This window comes from Paraburkholderia sp. SARCC-3016, assembly GCF_031119615.1.
In the GTDB taxonomy this organism is placed as follows: Bacteria; Pseudomonadota; Gammaproteobacteria; order Burkholderiales; family Burkholderiaceae; genus Paraburkholderia.
The window spans coordinates 138,424-156,256 of record NZ_JAVHZD010000008.1 but is presented as its reverse complement, the minus strand read 5'-3'; the positions used below and the strand labels follow the sequence as shown (position 1 = coordinate 156,256).

The 17,833-nt window shown below is 63.0% G+C and carries 14 protein-coding genes; 9 read left to right on the top strand and 5 right to left on the bottom strand.

The window, feature by feature from the left end:
• Nucleotides 1–47 precede the first annotated feature (47 nt).
• The 4 genes from QYH69_RS10505 (at nt 48) to QYH69_RS10490 (ending at nt 3,983) form a co-directional block, all read left to right on the top strand.
• The gene (locus QYH69_RS10505) at nt 48–1,211 is read left to right on the top strand and encodes a polyamine ABC transporter ATP-binding protein (protein ID WP_308831791.1); all 1,164 of its coding nucleotides are present in this window, start codon (nt 48–50) and stop codon (nt 1,209–1,211) included.
• Nucleotides 1,208–2,137 carry an ABC transporter permease subunit gene (locus tag QYH69_RS10500; protein ID WP_075156982.1) on the top strand — a complete coding sequence of 310 codons (930 nt, stop codon included), beginning with the start codon at nt 1,208–1,210 and terminating at the stop codon, nt 2,135–2,137. The genes QYH69_RS10505 and QYH69_RS10500 overlap by 4 nt, the downstream gene beginning before the upstream one ends.
• Complete coding sequence (locus tag QYH69_RS10495; RefSeq protein WP_308831790.1) at nt 2,134–2,952, top strand: ABC transporter permease subunit; 819 nt, start codon at nt 2,134–2,136, stop codon at nt 2,950–2,952. Before QYH69_RS10500 ends, QYH69_RS10495 begins: the two co-directional genes overlap by 4 nt.
• Before the next feature lie 680 nt (nt 2,953–3,632).
• A complete protein-coding gene (locus tag QYH69_RS10490) occupies nt 3,633–3,983 on the top strand; it encodes a hypothetical protein (RefSeq protein ID WP_308831789.1) in 351 nt (116 codons plus the stop codon).
• Nucleotides 3,984–4,151: 168 nt separating this feature from the next.
• Here the strand turns inward: QYH69_RS10490 and QYH69_RS10485 are convergent, their stop codons facing one another.
• Both QYH69_RS10485 and QYH69_RS10480 read right to left on the bottom strand, forming a co-directional pair.
• Nucleotides 4,152–6,131, bottom strand: coding sequence for a filamentous hemagglutinin N-terminal domain-containing protein (locus tag QYH69_RS10485; protein WP_308831788.1), 1,980 nt, complete (start codon nt 6,129–6,131; stop codon nt 4,152–4,154).
• A gap of 49 nt (nt 6,132–6,180) precedes the next feature.
• Nucleotides 6,181–7,905, bottom strand: coding sequence for a ShlB/FhaC/HecB family hemolysin secretion/activation protein (locus QYH69_RS10480; protein ID WP_308831787.1), 1,725 nt, complete (start codon nt 7,903–7,905; stop codon nt 6,181–6,183).
• A gap of 76 nt (nt 7,906–7,981) precedes the next feature.
• Between QYH69_RS10480 and QYH69_RS10475 the strand changes: the two genes are divergently transcribed.
• Both QYH69_RS10475 and QYH69_RS10470 read left to right on the top strand, forming a co-directional pair.
• Complete coding sequence (locus QYH69_RS10475; RefSeq protein WP_308831786.1) at nt 7,982–8,149, top strand: hypothetical protein; 168 nt, start codon at nt 7,982–7,984, stop codon at nt 8,147–8,149.
• A gap of 184 nt (nt 8,150–8,333) precedes the next feature.
• A complete protein-coding gene (locus QYH69_RS10470; protein WP_308831785.1) occupies nt 8,334–9,110 on the top strand; it encodes a class I SAM-dependent methyltransferase in 777 nt (258 codons plus the stop codon).
• A 112-nt stretch (nt 9,111–9,222) separates the two neighbouring features.
• On the opposite strand, the gene QYH69_RS10465 is transcribed toward QYH69_RS10470, so the two are convergent.
• The 3 genes from QYH69_RS10465 to QYH69_RS10455 form a co-directional block, all read right to left on the bottom strand.
• Nucleotides 9,223–10,443, bottom strand: a complete 1,221-nt coding sequence (locus tag QYH69_RS10465; protein ID WP_308831784.1) for a tetratricopeptide repeat protein — start codon at nt 10,441–10,443, stop codon at nt 9,223–9,225.
• A gap of 187 nt (nt 10,444–10,630) precedes the next feature.
• Complete coding sequence (locus QYH69_RS10460; RefSeq protein ID WP_308831783.1) at nt 10,631–11,311, bottom strand: PspA/IM30 family protein; 681 nt, start codon at nt 11,309–11,311, stop codon at nt 10,631–10,633.
• A gap of 482 nt (nt 11,312–11,793) precedes the next feature.
• Nucleotides 11,794–12,459: a hypothetical protein gene (locus QYH69_RS10455; RefSeq protein ID WP_308831782.1), complete on the bottom strand. Its 666-nt coding sequence runs from the start codon at nt 12,457–12,459 to the stop codon at nt 11,794–11,796.
• Between the two features lie 598 nt (nt 12,460–13,057).
• On the opposite strand from QYH69_RS10455, the gene QYH69_RS10450 reads away from it, so the two are divergent.
• The 3 genes from QYH69_RS10450 (at nt 13,058) to QYH69_RS10440 (ending at nt 17,710) form a co-directional block, all read left to right on the top strand.
• Nucleotides 13,058–15,574 carry a penicillin-binding protein 1A gene (locus QYH69_RS10450; RefSeq protein ID WP_308831781.1) on the top strand — a complete coding sequence of 839 codons (2,517 nt, stop codon included), beginning with the start codon at nt 13,058–13,060 and terminating at the stop codon, nt 15,572–15,574.
• Nucleotides 15,575–16,067: 493 nt separating this feature from the next.
• Nucleotides 16,068–16,664: a hypothetical protein gene (locus QYH69_RS10445; protein ID WP_308831780.1), complete on the top strand. Its 597-nt coding sequence runs from the start codon at nt 16,068–16,070 to the stop codon at nt 16,662–16,664.
• Between the two features lie 77 nt (nt 16,665–16,741).
• Nucleotides 16,742–17,710 (top strand): hypothetical protein, encoded by a 969-nt coding sequence (locus QYH69_RS10440; RefSeq protein WP_308831779.1) that lies wholly within the window; start codon nt 16,742–16,744, stop codon nt 17,708–17,710.
• The last annotated feature ends 123 nt before the right edge of the window (nt 17,711–17,833 follow it).

The window sequence follows — 17,833 nt, the reverse complement described above, 5'->3', positions numbered from 1 at the left end:
TCCACCGGGGGCTTTGTTCGTCAAATGCAGCAGGAAAGCAGCACATCATGAGCGATCAGTCTGGCGCGCCGGCGGGGGCCGGTGCGCTGCCTCCGGGCAATTCTGCCGCTGCGGATCACGCAGCGGAACACTTCGTGCAGATCGTCGACGTCGTCAAGAAGTTCGGCGAGACGGTGGCCGTCAAGGGCGTGAACCTGTCCGTGAAAAAGGGCGAACTGTTCGCGCTGCTCGGCAGTTCGGGCTGTGGCAAGTCGACGCTGTTGCGCATGCTCGCGGGCCTCGAAACCGTCACGTCGGGCAAGATCCTGATCGACGGCGAGGATCTCGCGCACCTGCCGCCGTACCGCCGTCCGACCAACATGATGTTCCAGTCGTATGCGCTGTTCCCGCATATGACGGTCGAATCGAATGTCGCGTTCGGGCTGAAGCAGGAGGCCGTGCCGAAGGCCGAGCTGCGCGAGCGCGTGCATGCGGCGCTCGAACTCGTGCAGATGGGCCGTTTCGCGCAGCGCAAGCCGCACCAGTTGTCGGGCGGCCAGCAGCAGCGCGTGGCGCTCGCGCGCAGCCTCGTGAAGCGGCCGAAGCTGCTGCTGCTCGACGAACCGATGTCGGCACTCGACAAGCAGATCCGCCAGCGCACGCAGATCGAGCTCGTCAACATCCTCGATCAGGTCGGCGTGACCTGCATCATGGTCACGCACGACCAGGAAGAAGCGATGACGATGGCGGGCCGCCTCGCGGTGATGAGCGAAGGGGAGATCGTGCAGATCGGCACGCCGAACGAGGTGTACGAATACCCGAATAGCCGCTTCTCGGCGGAATTCATCGGTTCGACGAATCTGTTCGACGGCAATGTGGTCGAGGACGAGCCCGATCACGTGTATATCGACACGGCCGATCTGCCGGTGCAGATGTACGTGAGCCACGGCATTACCGGCCCGCTCGGCATGCCCGTGACGATCTCGGTACGACCGGAGCGCATTGCGCTCACGCGCAAGCCGCCCGAGGGCGCGTTCAACTGGGGCAAGGGCGTCGTGACGAACATCGCGTACATGGGCGGCTACTCGCTGTATCACGTGAAGCTCGACACCGGCAAGACGGTGGTCGCGAACGTGTCGAGCCTCGCGCTGATGGAGATCGAAACGCCGACGTGGGGCGACGAGGTGTACGTGCGCTGGAGCGCATCGGCCGGCGTGGTGCTGACGTCATGAGTACGCTCGGCGCTATCGCGACGTGGCCGGCGCGGCGCTTCCGGCTGACGGGGAAAACGGCGGTCGTGGCGGGCCCGTTCATCTGGCTGCTGCTGTTCTTTCTGGTGCCGTTTCTGCTGGTCGTGAAGATCAGCTTCGCGGACCAGCAGCTTGGCATTCCGCCTTATACGCAGCTGACGGCGTTCAAGGAGGGCGTGCTCAATATCGCGCTCGATTTTTCGCACTACGCGTTTCTGTTTCAGGACAGCCTGTATTTCGCGACCTATCTGAATTCGCTGCTGGTCGCGGCGGTGACGACGCTGATCTGTCTGCTGATCGGTTATCCGATGGCGTATTACATTGCGCGCTCGAATCCGGCGACGCGCAATATCCTGATGATGCTGGTGATGCTGCCGTTCTGGACGTCGTTTCTGATTCGCGTCTACGCGTGGATCGGCATTCTGAAGAATAACGGGCTGCTGAACAATTTCCTGATGTCGATCGGGCTCATCCATGCGCCGATCGAGCTTTATCACACGAATACCGGTGTTTATATCGGCATGGTGTATTCGTACCTGCCGTTTCTCGTGATGCCGCTTTACGCGCATCTCGTGAAGATGGACCTGACGTTGCTCGAAGCTGCGTACGATCTCGGTGCGAAGCCGTGGAAGGCGTTCTGGCAGATCACGCTGCCGCTGTCGAAGAACGGCATTATCGCGGGCTGCATGCTCGTGTTTATTCCGGCGGTCGGCGAGTACGTGATTCCGGAGCTGCTCGGCGGCGCGAATACGCTGATGATTGGCCGCGTGATGTGGAATGAGTTCTTCGACAATGCGGATTGGCCGATGGCGTCCGCGGTGACTTGCGCGATGGTGTTGCTGCTGCTCGTGCCGATGGCCCTGTTCCAGCACTCGCAGGCGAAAGCGTTGGAGGAAGGGCGCCGATGAAGCCGAATCGCTGGTTGCAGATTCTGGTGTTGGGGATTGGGTTTCTGTTTTTGTATATCCCGATTGTCAGTCTTGTTGTTTACTCGTTCAATCAGTCGCAGCTTGTGACGGTGTGGACGCGGTTTTCTACGCGCTGGTATGCGGCGCTGCTGCAGGACGATGAGTTGATCGCCGCCGCGTGGCTGTCGTTGCGGGTCGCGTTGCTGACTGCGTTTGCTTCGGTTTTTATCGGGACGTGGGCGGGGTTCGTGCTGGCGCGGATGGGGCGGTTTCGTGGGTTTACGCTCTATACCGGGATGATCAATGCGCCTCTCGTGATTCCTGAAGTCATTCAGGGGATCTCGCTGCTGCTGCTGTTCGTCGAAATGGCACAGTGGCTTGGGTGGCCTGCAGGGCGTGGCATTCTGACGATCTGGATCGGACATGTGATGCTTTGTATGTCCTATGTCGCGATTATCGTTCAGTCACGTGTTCGGGATTTGCATCCTTCGCTTGAGGAAGCCGCGCTTGATCTTGGGGCTACGCCTTTGAGGGTTTTCTTTAGCGTGACGCTGCCGTTGATTTCGCAAGCGCTGGTTGCGGGGTGGTTGCTCTCTTTCACTTTGTCTATCGACGATCTCGTGTTGTCGGCGTTTTTGTCTGGACCTGGGTCGACTACTTTGCCTTTAGTCGTCTTTTCGCGCGTGCGGCTGGGGTTGAATCCGGAGATGAATGCGCTTGCGACTTTGTTTATTGCTGTTGTGTCTGTTGGCGTTGTGGTTGCTAATGGGTTTATGCAGCGGGCCGAAAGGCGTCGGCTTGAAATGGCCGCTTAGGGGTAGTGGGGCAGCGGGGCTGCAGGTGCGCGCTTTTTTGTCGTGATGCTCGGCTTGTCGCTGGCATCCGCGATTTCGCCTCGCAGCGCAGGCGTTGCCCCTGTGCGGGGCGGCACCTACTTTACTTTGCAGCGGCGCCCCGAAGGAAGTCCCCTTGGGGGACAAAGAAAAGTAGGCAAAAGAAAGCCGCCTGGGGTGCTAAGCGGGAACCCCGCACAGCCAAGATAGTGGTGCGCGGACCATCCGACACATCGCACCACACACCACAGTGACAAGGCATTCATTCTTCCCGCTCCGCACGCTACGCGCGCGTCTCGGTAGGGCATAACGCCTTCTGTCACGCCCCGCTGGAATGCAGCTGCCGCGTACGTAGTATTGCTGAATCTCGCGCTGGCGCGATTTAGCCGGCGCGGTTGATCTCTCGAAAAACACACCGCCTATACTGGCCAAGCCGTCGAAACATCGACGGTCGGGTTTAGCAGCCTGAATCAGCAAACAGGACGCACGCCTGCTTCGGCAGGCGGTGTCTTTGCCTTCGCGTCTGCTCTTCATGGGCGGGCCGTGGCAGGGGAGCCGCAAGGCTCGCCGGGTTTGCCTGTGTCCTCGGTCTGCTAACCCTGTCACTGTGCCCGCTCACCCGCTTCAAACGGGTGTTCGGGGTCTTGCTCCAGGGAGGCGCCATGACGAATCAAATTACGCTCGAAGCTCTGCAATCGCTGACTCACGATCAGATCGCAAGACGGCTTGTCCTGCTCAGCCGCGTCAACGAAACTGCGATGGAAAACGCCGAGCGCTTCAGCGATGAAGCCGCAAAAATCGCCGCGCTCGCGCGCGCGATCCGGCGCTCCGGTGTGTCGCTCGTCGATCGTGTCGCCATGCTCGAAACCATCGAACAACTCGCGACGCACGCGGAATCGGAAGCCGCACTCGACAGAAACTGCATCGAGTATTTCTGCGACTGCACACCCGATCAGTGGGACTACCTCGAGCATCAACTGAACAGCGCATCCGATACGGTGACGACACACTAGCGCTACATCAATCCACGATCAGTCGCGCCTCAGCCTCTTTCGGCAAGCTGCGGCGCGCGCATCGCGGTCACGATGCGATGTCAGGGCGGCATGCACACAAGCACACATGCCGCCCCGAACAATCAAGCCCGATGGACCATCGAACCGCGCCCATCAAGCTCCGATCACTTACAGCGGGCTATTCGGATCGACCCAGCCAGGGTTAAGCGCGGCGTCGATCTGAGCCGCATTCCCACCGTTGCCTGCAGGGTACGTTTGACCAGCATTCGGATCGCGCGCCGTATTATCGTTTTGCCAGCCGGAACCGGCGTTCGGATCCACCCAGCCGGCGTTTACCGACGGGTCCACCCAGCCCGCGTTGCCCGACGCGTTCGGATCGTACGGCGCCGGCAGCGGGCCGCCCGCATCACGCGTGACGATCGTCGTGCCATGCGGCGCGACCATCGTGCCGTTGTCGTTGGACAGCGAGCCGACGTTCGCGAACAGCGTGTCGCCGGCCTCGATCGAACCGCCTGCGTTGTTCAAGTCAAACGACGCGTTCAGCACGGCTTTCGTACCCGCCGACATCGTTCCGCGCGCGTTGTCCAGCGAGCCCGCGCCCAACTGCAGCGCGTCGCCGGCCTGCATGCTGCCGCCGGCGTTCAGCACCGCATTGGTCGCGGACGCGCTGATCATGCCTTGCGTCGCGGCGATTTTTCCGTTCGCGTTGTCGAGCGTGCCGCCGTTGAAAGCCACGCTGCCATTCGCAGTCAGCATGCCGTTCGCGTTGATGAAACGATCGCTCGACTGAACCGACGCGTTCGTACCGGCGGACAACACCCCGTTCGTATTGTCGACACGGTCGGCAAACACGTTGAGCTCGCGCTCCGAAGCCAGCGTGCCGTGCTGGTTCGTCACGGTCTGCGCGTTGAGCGTCAGCGGTCCAGCCGCCTTGATGCTGCCGTTGTCGAGCAGCACGCGCGTACCGGCAATCTGTGTGTCGCCGTTCGCCGACAGCATGCCGGTGTTGGCCACGCTTTCCACACCGTTGACAACCAGATTGCCCGCGTCCACGCGGCCGCTGTTGGTCAGCGTCGTGCCGGCCATCAGGCCTACACCCTCGGCGCCGCTGATGCTGCCGCTGTTCGCCAACGCGCGGTCGGCCCGCACGTCGACACCGCGGGTCGCGTCAAGCGAGCCCCCGTTCGCGACGTTCGCACCGCGTACCGACAGATTGCCAGCCGCCTGCATCGTTGCGGGCGCACCGATCGTCACATCGCCGTTCGCCGACACATTGATGTCGCCGGTCAACGACGTGAGCTTGCCGTTGTCGCGCACGCCGACGCCGGCTTCGGTGCCGATCAGGCGCACCGCGCCGTTGCCGTACATGCTGCCAAGCGCCTGCACGTCAATCGCAACGGCCGGCTTTTCACCGATGCCGTCCTGCGCAGTGGCATTCTTCGTCTGATAGTCGACGCGGTTCGCACCGGCGATCGCATCGATCGACGCGGCTTGCACCTGTCCGTTGATGGTCATCGCACGCGAGATCAGGTCGACCGCGCTGTTCGAAGCGGACAGACCCGCGCCGTTGATCGCAATCTGCCCCTGCTTGACGTCGAAACCGGTCAAAGCCCCGTTCGCGTTAAGGATCGGCGTGCCGGTGGAAAGCGTCACGCGCGGCGCGTTCAGAAAGCCGCAGCCCGAACACGAAATGCCGGCGGGATTCGCGAGCACGAAGTTCGCGCCCTGGCCTGCAATCTCGGTCTTGCCGAGCAACTGCGAGGCAGCGCCCGACGTCACCTGCATCAGTACGGTAGCCGCGCTGCGGCCGCCCAGTTGCGCATTGCCTTGCACGCCGCCGCCAATCTGCGTTTGCGCCGCATTCACGCTGTTATTGACGATCAGGCCATTGCTGCCGACGTTGAACCGGTCGAAGCGGTTGTTCGACACGCCGCTCGCGTTCGGCGCGACGATGTTGACAACCGGCACACCGGCCGACGATGTGCCGACCGTCGTGCCCGCGCCGGCCACCGGTGCGACCTGCGCGCTCCCGACGAGCGGCTGCATGCCGAACGCGCACAGCGCGGCGAATGCGCTTGCGCGAGCAGCGAACCACAGCGGTGCTGGCCCGGCCTGCGTGTGCACGGAACGATTGAACTGCTTACTCATATTTCATCCTTTATGTGATGCCTCACGATTGATGCTGGGAACGGATGGTCTAGATCAGCGCGCTGACCTGGACCAGCATGGTGGGCGAGCGATTCGGAAAGCCCGACGGCTTGTAGAGCGGCCAGCCGACCGACACGTCATAGTTGACGGTCGTGCCGAACACGTTCTTCGGCGCCAGCGTGCCTTTGATGCCCGCCACCATCCCGACCAGCGTGTTACCCGCCAGGTACGGTGCGGTCGGTCCGCGCACGCGTCCAGCGTCGATGCCCGTATAGAGCGCCTGTACGCCGACGGACGTCGGCACATACCAGTCGAGTTCGTTCGATACGGCCCAGCCGCTTTCTGCCGCGAGCGTCGTCTGTTGATCGAAGCCGCGCACCGCGTAGCGTGTGCCGATCATGAAATAGTCCGGTGCCCACAACGGCGTGCGCGCGTTCTGCATCGACCAGCCGAACTGGTACGAGAACGGCTGGCTGCCGATGCGAAACGGCGCGAGCACCGAGAGGCTCGCCGTCTCGACCTCGGTATGGCCGTTGAACGGCGAGTCGCTGACCGCATAGCCGGTATTGCGCGAAATGCCCGGCAACGAAGCGCGCCAGCCCGCGGCGGCATCCACCTGCACATTGCCGAAGTAATGGCGATGCGACACGCCGAGTTCATAGCCGTAGATGTCGCGGCTTTGCACGTCGATCGGAATATCGGCGAAATAGTTGTCGTTGATCGCGCGGAAGAGCCGCGCGCGCACTTCGGTGCGCGAATGCGTGCTGCGCTGTACGACGCCCGACAGCTTGACGCCGGCATTCTTCTGGATGCCTGAGTATTCGATCGGGCCGAACACGGTCGCGCTGGTCTGCAAATAGTGCGAGCGGCTCGCGTCGACGCTCAGCATGGCGTAGCCGAGCGGCACGCTATACGACACCGCCGCGAAGTCGTTGCCTCGATCCTTTGCGCCGGCATTCGCATTGACCATGCCGGACACCTGCACCTGGTCGTAGAGATGCAGCGGGGAATCGAAGGTGAACGACCCGGACACTCTGTTCTTGCCCGTGGCGTCGAGGCCCGCGTTGTCGTAGCCGATTGCCGCATGCCAACGCCTGCCGGTGCCCGGATGCAGGACGACGTCGGATTGGCCCGGCTGCGCGCCCGGCACGATATCGAAGCTCGCATCGGCCTGCGAAGGCAGGCGCCGCAAATTCTCGAGCGCCTGGTCGATGTCGCGCTGGTCGAGCAGCGCGTCGCCGTGCGTCGGCAGCGCGGCCGGCAGCCAGCCGGCCGCGGCGTGGTTCGCGTCGTCCGTACTTATCTCGCCGACGCGGCCCGGCGCCACTTGCAGCGTCAGCGTGCCGTCGTTCAGCGACTGCGGTGGAATCTGCACGCGCGCGGTGATGTAGCCGCGTTGAATCAGCGCGTTGGCTGCGGCGTCCTGTATGATCTTCAGACCGTTGGGCCCGACGCATTGACCGGCGACCGGCTGCAGCAACGATGCGAGCCAGTCGAACGGATTGCCGTCGAGTTCGATCTTGCGAATCTCGAAGCAGGGCGTTTCGGTGGGCAGATGGGCGAGGTCGGGTGCCGCGGGGGCGAGATCGCCGGGCTTCAGTGCATCGCCGAGCGTACCGCTTGTGTTCGTCGCGTCGATCTGCTGCCGCTGCATCCGCTGAACGTCCGAACCGGGCAGCGGCACAAACACCGGCTCGCTTTGCGCATACGACGCCACGCTGGCGAACGACAGGCACGCAGCCGTCGCAAAAGTGGTCCTGCTAAAGTACCGCACATCAACACGCGTAGGAAAAAGTCGAAGTGGCGGACGGTACGCAGGTTTCGCAGACGCGACAATCGCGAGCCGCGAAATGAAACGAAATGCACCAGTTCTGGCGCCACAATCAGCAGGTCTGCAAAAAATTGATTGCTCGATCGCGGCAGCGATCGCGTCGATGGGGTCTGCGCGTTATGCCGATCGTCAGCAATCTTTACGTTTATCAACCTACGCGACCGGCGTTCCAGGATTGACGGGGTGACGATGGAAGTATCGGGCTGGGAACAACTGGTCCGCTTGTGGGAATTGATCGTACTGGTCTGCAAATTCCTGTGGAACCTGCTGCGCCTGCTCGGCGGAGGATAATGCGCAGCGTCCATGCGGAGCGCACCGAACTCGGGTAACGTGAAGCATCCCAACGATGCCCGAAACGAACGGAGACGACCATGCCGACGTTTGCCAATTCCACGCAGCGCTTTTCCGACCGCGTCGCCGACTACGTGAAGTTTCGCCCCACGTATCCGCGTGAGATCGTCACGTTTCTGCATGACACGTGCGGGCTTGCGCCAGGCGCGCGCGTCGCCGATATCGGAGCCGGCACCGGCATCTCCGCAAAGCTTTTTCTCGATGCGGGCCATCCGGTCGTCGCGGTCGAGCCCAACGATGCGATGCGTGCGTCAGCCGATGCGTGGCTCGCGAAGTACGACGCTTTTTCGAGTGTCGCGGGCACCGCCGAGGCAACGACGCTCGATAACGCAAGCGTCGAACTCGTCATCGCCGCGCAGGCCTTTCACTGGTTCGATCCCGTCGCCGCGCGCCGTGAGTTCGCACGCATTCTGAAGCCGCACGGCCTGATCGCGCTGATGTGGAATAGCCGGCTGCTCGACGGTTCGCCTTTTCTTGCCGGATACGAGGCGCTGCTGCAGCGCTACGGCACCGACTATCAGTCGGTTGCCGAGCGCTACGGTGACGATAAATCGATGGCCGCATGGTTCGGCCCCGCGTTCGCTCATAAGGGCAATTTCGAGAATGCGCAGTCGCTCGATTTCGATGGGCTTAAAGGGCGGCTGATGTCGTCGTCGTATGCGCCGCAACAAGGACATCCGAATCACGAACCGATGCTGGCCGCGTTGCGTGAACTGTTCGATCGCACGCAGCAAGACGGCAGCGTGGAATTCGCGTATGAGACGCGCGTGTACGTCGGATACGCTGCGGCCGCGTAGTAACGGCATCGCGGCTCGCTGAAAAAGAAAAAGCTCCATTGGTGCGATGGAGCTTCTTGACCTGGTGTTTGCTATGGCTGCTCGCCAGGACAGGCGCCGCGACTCGGGCCGCTCAAGTATCGTTCCATCCGCCCGAATCGTCGCTGCCCATATCGACATCGCCGCCGCCACCGCCGCTGCCATCGTCCCAATCGTTCGACCCCTGGCCGAAGTCGATCGATCCGTTGTCGCCGCCACCGCCACGACGACGCTCGTCGTCGTCGACGATCACGTCGCGTTCGATCACGCGGTCGCGCCCTGAGTTCAGCGCTTCGCCGAGCAATACGCCCGTCAGCAACCCGCCCATGCCGCCGCCGAATCCGCCGCCGCCTTGCTGGATGATCACGGGCGGCTGCTGTTGCTGTGGCGGATAAGGGTAGGGCGGCTGCCCCGGCGGCACTTGCCGGCCGAAATTCGCATCCGCTTCGCGCGCGTAAGACGACTCGCTCGAATAGTTTTGCGCCGACGCCGCCGTTGCCGCATTCGGATCGGGACGTCCCTCGGCGCGCGCTTTCAAACTGGCAACCTGCCGTTCGAGTTCGTCGATCTGATACGGCGGCACCGGATTCTTGCGATCGGACAAGCCCTCGACCACGTCGCGCAATTGCGCTTCCGTGCCTTCGACTTCTTTTTCGAGCTGCTCATGGCCCGGTGCGGTCGATAGCCGCACGTCGAGCTTCAGCGAACGCACCGCGTTCAGCAGCTCGGTCGCGCGCTTCAATTGCTCGCGCCGTTCGTCGTCGGCATTCGAATTGCTTTGCGAACGCGCGCGGCGCAAGGTCCAGCGCAGGACCAGCGCGATGGCCGCAATGACCACGACGATGCCGATCCACATGCCGGTCGACGGTCCATGGTGCTGCGCAGCTTCCGGCGCAAATGCCGCCTGCTGGTCGCCGCCCGACGACTGCTGCGCGAACGGATTGTGCGTCGTATTCGTCTGCGTCGCGTTCACGCGCGCCGCGTCGCTGCGGATGCGCGCTTCCGTCTGCGCGAAGCGGCCCGGGTCGGTGAAGCGCACCTGCGGATCGAGCGTCTTCGCCTGTTCGATCTGCTTGAGCGCGTCCGCGGAGCGGCCCTGCTGGTCGAGCACCTGCGCGTACAGGTAATGCGCCCGCGCGTTGTCCGGATGGGCGTTGAGCACTTCCTGCAGCTCGCTGCCGGCTTTCTGCCAGTTCTGCTGCTGGATCGCCGTTTCGACCTGCGTCGCGGTCGGCACCGCGGCATAAGCGCCGCCCGCGATGAGCGACAGCGACAGACATGCGGCGGTCAGAAAGGCTATAAACGGTTTTCTCATGATGCAGGCCGGGTGTCTTGACACCCGTCTCCATATCGATCGGTTACGGTGTGGACCCCAGTGTGGGGCCCACTGCGGCCCACTGCGCCGCGCAAGAATCATGCACCGATGCATCGCGCGACGTGTGGCGGCCCGCCGTGACCGCATGAACGCCTCGGCTGCAAGCGAGGCGCAGTGACGCCTCGCATCACTCGGCGGGCGTATTCAACTGCTTCTTCAAGGCCGCAAGACGATCGTCGACCGACGGTCCACGATTCAGTTCCGCGAGCTTGTCGTCGAGCGCCTTGCCGCTTTTCGTGTCGGCGGAATTCAAACGCGCGTCGGAACGGGCATTCGACAGCGCGACCTTGTCTTCGAGCCTCTGAAAATCTTCGGACAGGTTCTTGCCGCCGATGCCGCCGAGCGCCGTCGCTGCCGTATCTTTCGCCTGCGCGATCTGCTGCTTGGCCTGCAGGATGTTCGAACGCGCGGAGAGATCGTTGCGGCGCTGACGCATGTCGTCGATCTGCTGCTTCAACTGATCGACCGACGGCTCGAGCGTCGTCAGTTCACGCGCGAGCGCATCGCGTTCGGTTTCGGCGTTGGCCTGCGCCGCGAGCGCCTCGCGCGCGAGCGATTCGTCGCCGCCCTGCAGCGCGCGTTTCGCGCCGTCTTCGTACTTCTTTGCCTTGTCCGCCGCGACGTCGCGCTTGCTCTGCTGCGTCGCGACCTGAGCCTGAATCTCGATCAGCGAGTTCTCGGCCTTCGCAATGCTTTCGTCGAGTTCGCGCACAATCTGGCGCGCATCCCGCGACGGATCCTGCACGGAATCGGCTGCGTCGTTCAGCAGACCTTTGAGCGTTCGCGAGATGCTGTCGAAAAGCGACATGAAATACCTCCATTGATTGAAATCGGCGCTGAATTTCCGGCGCGCTGACCCGTTCATCCGCTAGTTTATGCCGCCACGCGGCACACTGCGCGTTCGGCGCGGTTCTACATCGGGGCGCCCGCGCGCATTGCAAGCACGCTGTGCAAAATCCGCCGCGCGGGCGACGTGATGCAGTGCCGGAATACCACGTCGCAGCAAGCACGTTGTTGCGCTTGCATGCACCGCTTGCATGCACGGGATCGGCTCGCGGATATTACACCACGCGCTCTCTTAAAAAGGGCTTAAACAACAATGACGTCGCGAGGCGTGTCGACGTGTGAATCGACTATCGCGTCGATCTCATGCGCACGCGCATCGCATGGCCGGCGGCAGGTACGGAGCGCATCGGAAGATCGACTCTTTCGGAACCCTGACGCATCGACGATCCATGTGTCGCGTTCCTCGCGATTCGTTGCGATTCGTTGCGATTCGTCGCGCGACGTCTACGCGAAACGCCCGCTGCCCTTGGTGGGATCGATAAACGGATTCTCGTCGCGCGAGGAAGTGCCCGCCGCGGGCTTCGATTTCGACGACGGCTTCGCTACCTTCAACGTAGCGGCTTTCGCAGCCGCGACGCGCGCCGCGGCTTCGACGGCCGCTTGCGCTTCGGCTGCGCGCACCGCTTCGTCGACAGGTGAATCGGCTTCGGCTGCTTCGCTCGCTATTGCCGCGAACGCCTGCAGTGGATCGACCGGAACCGGCGTTGCCACCGGCGCGACACTGACGGGCACGTGCGCGGATAAAGGTTGGCGCGCAGGCTGGAGCGGCGCCTGCGGCACGCTGTCGCGATGCGGGTCGTGCGCGTGATCGCGCGCATCGTGCGTGGCCGCACTCGCGTTTCTGAGCGCCGGGGGCAAGGTGTCGCGGTTGGCTTTCGCCGAACGCGCGACCCGTTGCAGCGCCGCGTTCAATGCATCGGGTTCGCGCGGCGCGCGCAGCCGGTCGACGATGCTTGCCGCCTTGATCTGTTCGCTGGTCGCGCCGAAATTGAGCACGGCACGCCGCATCAGTTCGCTGACGCTGATGCCGAGTTCTTCGGCCGTGGTGGCGATCGCGCGCTTCTGGGCGGGCGACACAAAGACGACGATGCGTTCGCTAGGCTTGTTCATAAGGCGGCTCGCGTATTTGTAGGCATCGAACAGCGGGTTGTCCCGAGCGGGCATCTGCCTGCACGGCGCATGCGAAGAACCATCATAAAACGACTGGCGCGGATGCGAAACCGGGCGCGCCGTGAATCTGTTGTGACATCAACGACTTGTCTGCATTAGACGGGCATTGTCCACAGGTCTTTCAACAACTTCTGTTGATAACCGCACTTCCGCGTGCGAACGCTGCTTCGCATTCGCGTCTGTTCGAACATGGCGGATGCCGTTTAAAGCGGCTCGAATCGCGCCTGAACGACGCTCGAACGTCGGTCGAGCCCCACTCGGGCCGCATTTGTGCCTCGTTTGAGCCGCCAGATTGCGGTTTTTTATTGTTTCGCGTTGTTAGCGCGCACGCACGAGGAAATTCTTACAAAAAAATCGGCTAGCATAATGCCGGTTTTCTTTAAAATGCACTGTTACGCTGGGCACGGCGTGCCCGCTCGCACGCGCTACACGCTACGATCACGCTGCATCCACGAACGGCGTGCATTCAGATACGACTCACCTGCGTCCGAAAGCACGAATACAGACGGCGTGCAGCGATGCGCCGACATTCCAAGTCATGCCTATCATCAAACGACCGCCTTCTTCGAACTCATCGGATCATCCTGGCGACCGGGGCCGCGATCCGGATCGATCCGACAATCCGTATCACCGTTATGACGAACCACCGCCTCGCCGCCGTATGTCATTGCTGACGCGTCTCGTGATCTGGTTTTTCGGACTGATCGCGGCGCTCGGCGTGGTCGGCGCGCTGATCGTCGGCTATGCGCTCGTCGTGATGAACCCGCAATTGCCGTCGCTCGACGCGCTGACCGACTACCGGCCGAAGGTGCCGCTGCGCGTCTACACGGCGGACCATGTGCTGATCGGCGAATTCGGCGAGGAACGCCGCAGCCTCGTGCGCTTCCAGGATATCCCGGACCAGATGAAAAAAGCGGTGCTCGCGATCGAGGACTATCGCTTTTACGAGCACGGCGGCGTCGACTTCGTCGGCATTCTGCGGGCGGGCTTCGCCGATCTTTCGCATGGCGGCGCATCGCAGGGCGCAAGCACGATCACGATGCAGGTCGCGCGCAACTTCTTCCTGTCGAGCGAAAAAACCTATACGCGCAAGATCTACGAGATGCTGCTCGCGTACAAGATCGAACGCGCGCTGTCGAAAGACCAGATTCTCGAGCTGTATATGAATCAGATCTATCTCGGCGAGCGCGCATACGGTTTCGCGGCCGCCGCGCGCGTGTACTTCGGCAAGGACCTCAAGGACATTTCGCTCGCGCAGGCGGCGATGCTCGCCGGTCTGCCGAAGGCACCGTCCGCGTATAACCCCGTCGTCAATCCGAAGCGCGCGAAGATTCGCCAGGAGTACATCCTCAAGCGCATGCTCGATCTGCGCTACATCACGCAGGATCAATACGATCAGGCCGTGAAGGAAGACATCCACGCAAAAGTCGCCGGCAACGAATACAGCGTGCATGCGGAGTACGTTGCCGAAATGGTCCGGCAGATGATGTACGCGCAGTACAAGGACGAAACCTATACGCGCGGGCTGAACGTCACCACGACCATCGATTCGGCGGATCAGGACGCCGCGTATCGGGCCGTGCGCAAGGGCGTCATGGACTATGAGCGCCGTCACGGCTATCGCGGCCCGGAAGGCTTTATCGAATTGCCTCAAAACGCGGACGACCGCGAGGAAACGATCGAAGACACGCTGTCCGAGCATCCGGACAACGGCGAGATCGTATCGGCTGTCGTCACGGCCGCGAGCCCGAAGGAAGTGACCGCGCAACTGCAGGACGGCACGACTGCCACGGTGAAAGCCGACGGTCTGCGGTTCGTGGCCGCCGCGCTGTCGCCGCGCGCCTCGCAGGCGCAGCGCATCCGGCCCGGCTCGATCGTGCGCCTTGTCGCCGATGCGAACGGCAACTGGCAGATCACGCAACTGCCGCAAGTCGAAGGCGCGCTCGTCTCGCTGACGCCGCAAGACGGCGCGATCCGCGCGCTGATCGGCGGCTTCGACTTCAACAAGAACAAGTTCAACCACGTCACGCAAGCGTGGCGTCAGCCGGGCTCGAGCTTCAAGCCGTTCATCTATTCGGCCGCGCTCGACAAGGGCCTCGGACCCGCGACGATCATCAACGACGCGCCGCTGTACTTCCCGCCGACGACGCCAGGCGGCGACGCGTGGGAGCCGCACGACGACGACCAGCCGGACGGCCCGATGTCGATGCGCGTCGCTCTGGAAAAGTCGAAGAACCTCGTGTCGATTCGCATCCTGTCGTATATCGGCACGAAGTACGCGCAAGACTATGTGACGCAGCGCTTCGGCTTCGATGCGGACAAGACGCCGCCGTACCTGCCGATGGCGCTCGGCGCCGGGCTCGTTACGCCGCTGCAATCGGCGAGCGCGTATTCGGTATTCGCGAACGGCGGCTATCGCGTCAATCCGTATCTGATTGCCGATGTCACCGACGCGCGCGGCATCGAGATTTCGCGTGCGCAACCGCTCGTCGCGGGCCGCGATGCGCCGCGCACGGTCGATCCGCGCAACGCATACATCATGAACAGCCTGTTGCATTCGGTCGCCACGGCAGGCACGGGCGCGGCGTCGAATGCGCTGCATCGTAACGACCTGCAGGGCAAGACAGGCACCACCAACGACGCGAAGGACGGCTGGTTTGCCGGTTACCAGCAATCGCTCGTCGCGGTCGCATGGATGGGCTACGACCAGCCGAAGAGCCTCGGCAGCCGCGAATTCGGCGCGCAGCTCGCGCTGCCGATCTGGATGGACTACATGGGCCGTGCGCTGCGCGGCGTGCCGCAAGCGGAGCCGGAGATACCGGCGGGCGTGGCGAACGTCGACGGCGAACTGTTCTATGCAGACCGCGAGCCGGGCAGCGGGTTCGTCGCGAGCATCGGCATGGACAGTGCGAATCCGCTTGCCGCGGCGAGCGACGTGCAGGGCGGCGTGGGCCCGGCATCGATGACGCCGCAGCAACAGGTTCAGCCGCAGCCCACCGTGTCGTCGACGGAAAAGAAGCAGATTCTCGATCTGTTCGAATCGAACAAACCCTGATCGTCGGCTGCGATTCCAGCCGGAATCGAAAGCGCGTCCAAGGCAGATTGCCGGACGCGCTTTTTTTTCGCGTGCTTCGGCAGCACGTCCTGCGCACCATCGCCGGTTATGACCCGTCCTCAGGCACATGCTGTTTCAATGTGTCTCGACGGCATGAACAATGGACGTGTCGTTCGTCCTTGCGCGTTGTCGTCGAGCCGTCGTGCGTGCTGCGTGGTGTCGAGCAGGCCGGCATGCACATCGAGCGAAGTACGCCGCGATTCAATCGGGAGGACAGGCCGTGATCGATTTCCGCATTGGAAGCATCTTTCGTTGGGGCTCCGGTTATGAGCGATTGCAGGAGCCGGGTGGGACTGCGTCAGCCAATCGTGCCGCGCAAGCGCATGGAGATATCTCCGGCGCCAGCAGATCGCGATCAAGCGCGGGATCGAGCACGGGTTCAAGCGCAGGACCGAGCGCAGGACCGAGCGCAGGACCGAGCGCAGGGTCCCCCATGTCCGCCGCGACGCATTCGCGCGCGCCTGCCGTAGCGGACGCGCCGGGTTTCTCCATCGGCCGTCGCACGTTGCGCGTCGGCGTCGCGACGGCCGGCACCAACGGTAATGGGTCAACCGGGCGGCCCTCGTACGACAGGGCGGTACACGACGAGCCTGTCGCGGGTGCAGGTACCTCAGGAACGAAGCTGGACGCAAAAAATGCCAGCAAACTGGAAAAAACCATAGCGAAGCTCGACCGTGCGAGGAAAAAGCTGGACGGCGCGCATTCGGTTACGCAGGCGGCCCAGCGCGATATCGACAAGGCGTGGGCCGACATCGACAGATTGAAGCGTCAGCGAAACGATCCGCGCGCCGGCGATGAGGCCGGAGCAGGTCGTTCCATCGAGTATCAGATGCGCGAGGCGCACAGCACGATCGCGCGGAACCGGTTCAAGAAGGCGAATTTCACACTCGAAGAGGACAGGTATTCGAAGAAGATCGGCAGGCTTGAACGCAAGCTCGGGGATCTGTCTGCCACGCAGCCGGTCCCGGGTCGCACCGGAGCCGCCGCGCGTGACGATGTTCGACCGCCACCGCACGGCAATGCGGGCTGACGCGACGATTATCCGCACGACGGCCTCGCGTGCCCGGAACGCAGGGGCGAGGCCGCATTCATCAAAAGGGAGGTTGCATGCCGGGCATACACATCGGCAATGTTCACGACACGTTTCATGAGCCCGTAACAGAGAGCGCACGACAAGGCTTGTCGCATCCGGCTGGCGTCGCGACCGGGCTTGCCGGCGCTAGCGCTCAGTCGTTCCCGACAGCGCCAGGCCGCCTGTCGACGGGATCGGCGATGGCGACGGGAAGCGGTGCGCTTCGCGACATCGGATACAGGATCGGCGCCGGCGACCGGTTCCTGTCCGGTGCGCGGCTGATCAGCACGCGTTCAGGCGCCGTCGACGGATCGCGTACGCCGCTGCAAGGCGGACTGCGCGGCGCGGGCTGGTCGGAGGCTGACAAGGCCCGCGCACGGGCGGCGCTCCAGGAAAAAGCGCAGGCGACAAGAACCGAGCTCGAAGCAAAAAGGGCAGAAGGAAACGCGAAGCGCGACGAGCTGAACAATACGCGCGTCGCGAAGACGGGCGCGGAAAGCCGCATTTCTGCGCTCGACCAGCGCAAGGACGAGGCAAAGCGACGTTTCGAGGAAGCGTCGGCGCGAGCCGGCGATTACGAGCGCAAAGCCGGACAGGCCGCCCGTCACCATGAGGAAGCGAAGCGCCGCCACGATGCGGCAAATGCGACGAGTTCGACGCAGCGCGCGGATCTTCCTTTCGAACTGCAGCACCTGTTCTCGAACCAGGCCGGATCGAAGTTGCAATCGGCGTTCAACGACGAATCCGTAGTGCGCGAAGCCCGTGACGAGCAAAGACGGTACGAGGACAGTCATCGCGAATGGTCGAGCAAGCGCGACGAGGCGCGGCGCGATCTGTCGAAAATCGAGGCCGAGCTTGGCGATGCGTGGCGTGAAAAGGTGCATATGGAAGACAAGGCATCGAAACTCGAACTCGAGTTCGCCTCGCTGGAAAGTGAACGGCTGCGCCACGAGCGCCAGCTTGCGGACCTCGAACGCGAGCAAGCGCGCATCGACTCGATGTGAGCGGCAGGCTTCGGCGTGCCGCTGTGCGTGGTGGCGCTTCATCACATGGCGCAGGTCTGCGGTGATGTAATGAAAGCCCGCGCACACGGCGTGCGCATCGGCTCACGGGAGGACCACTATGCC

Bases quoted from the DNA above. Each gene is read 5' to 3' on its own strand.
- QYH69_RS10505 (WP_308831791.1), top strand. From the start codon at position 48: ATGAGCGATCAGTCTGGCGCGCCGGCGGGGGCCGGTGCGCTGCCTCCG.
- QYH69_RS10465 (WP_308831784.1), bottom strand. From the start codon at position 10,443: ATGAGAAAACCGTTTATAGCCTTTCTGACCGCCGCATGTCTGTCGCTG.
- QYH69_RS10445 (WP_308831780.1), top strand. From the start codon at position 16,068: ATGTCCGCCGCGACGCATTCGCGCGCGCCTGCCGTAGCGGACGCGCCG.
- QYH69_RS10485 (WP_308831788.1), bottom strand. From the start codon at position 6,131: ATGAGTAAGCAGTTCAATCGTTCCGTGCACACGCAGGCCGGGCCAGCA.
- QYH69_RS10490 (WP_308831789.1), top strand. From the start codon at position 3,633: ATGACGAATCAAATTACGCTCGAAGCTCTGCAATCGCTGACTCACGAT.
- QYH69_RS10460 (WP_308831783.1), bottom strand. From the start codon at position 11,311: ATGTCGCTTTTCGACAGCATCTCGCGAACGCTCAAAGGTCTGCTGAAC.
- QYH69_RS10450 (WP_308831781.1), top strand. From the start codon at position 13,058: ATGCCTATCATCAAACGACCGCCTTCTTCGAACTCATCGGATCATCCT.
- QYH69_RS10500 (WP_075156982.1), top strand. From the start codon at position 1,208: ATGAGTACGCTCGGCGCTATCGCGACGTGGCCGGCGCGGCGCTTCCGG.
- QYH69_RS10440 (WP_308831779.1), top strand. From the start codon at position 16,742: ATGCCGGGCATACACATCGGCAATGTTCACGACACGTTTCATGAGCCC.
- QYH69_RS10455 (WP_308831782.1), bottom strand. From the start codon at position 12,459: ATGAACAAGCCTAGCGAACGCATCGTCGTCTTTGTGTCGCCCGCCCAG.
- QYH69_RS10475 (WP_308831786.1), top strand. From the start codon at position 7,982: ATGAAACGAAATGCACCAGTTCTGGCGCCACAATCAGCAGGTCTGCAA.
- QYH69_RS10470 (WP_308831785.1), top strand. From the start codon at position 8,334: ATGCCGACGTTTGCCAATTCCACGCAGCGCTTTTCCGACCGCGTCGCC.
- QYH69_RS10495 (WP_308831790.1), top strand. From the start codon at position 2,134: ATGAAGCCGAATCGCTGGTTGCAGATTCTGGTGTTGGGGATTGGGTTT.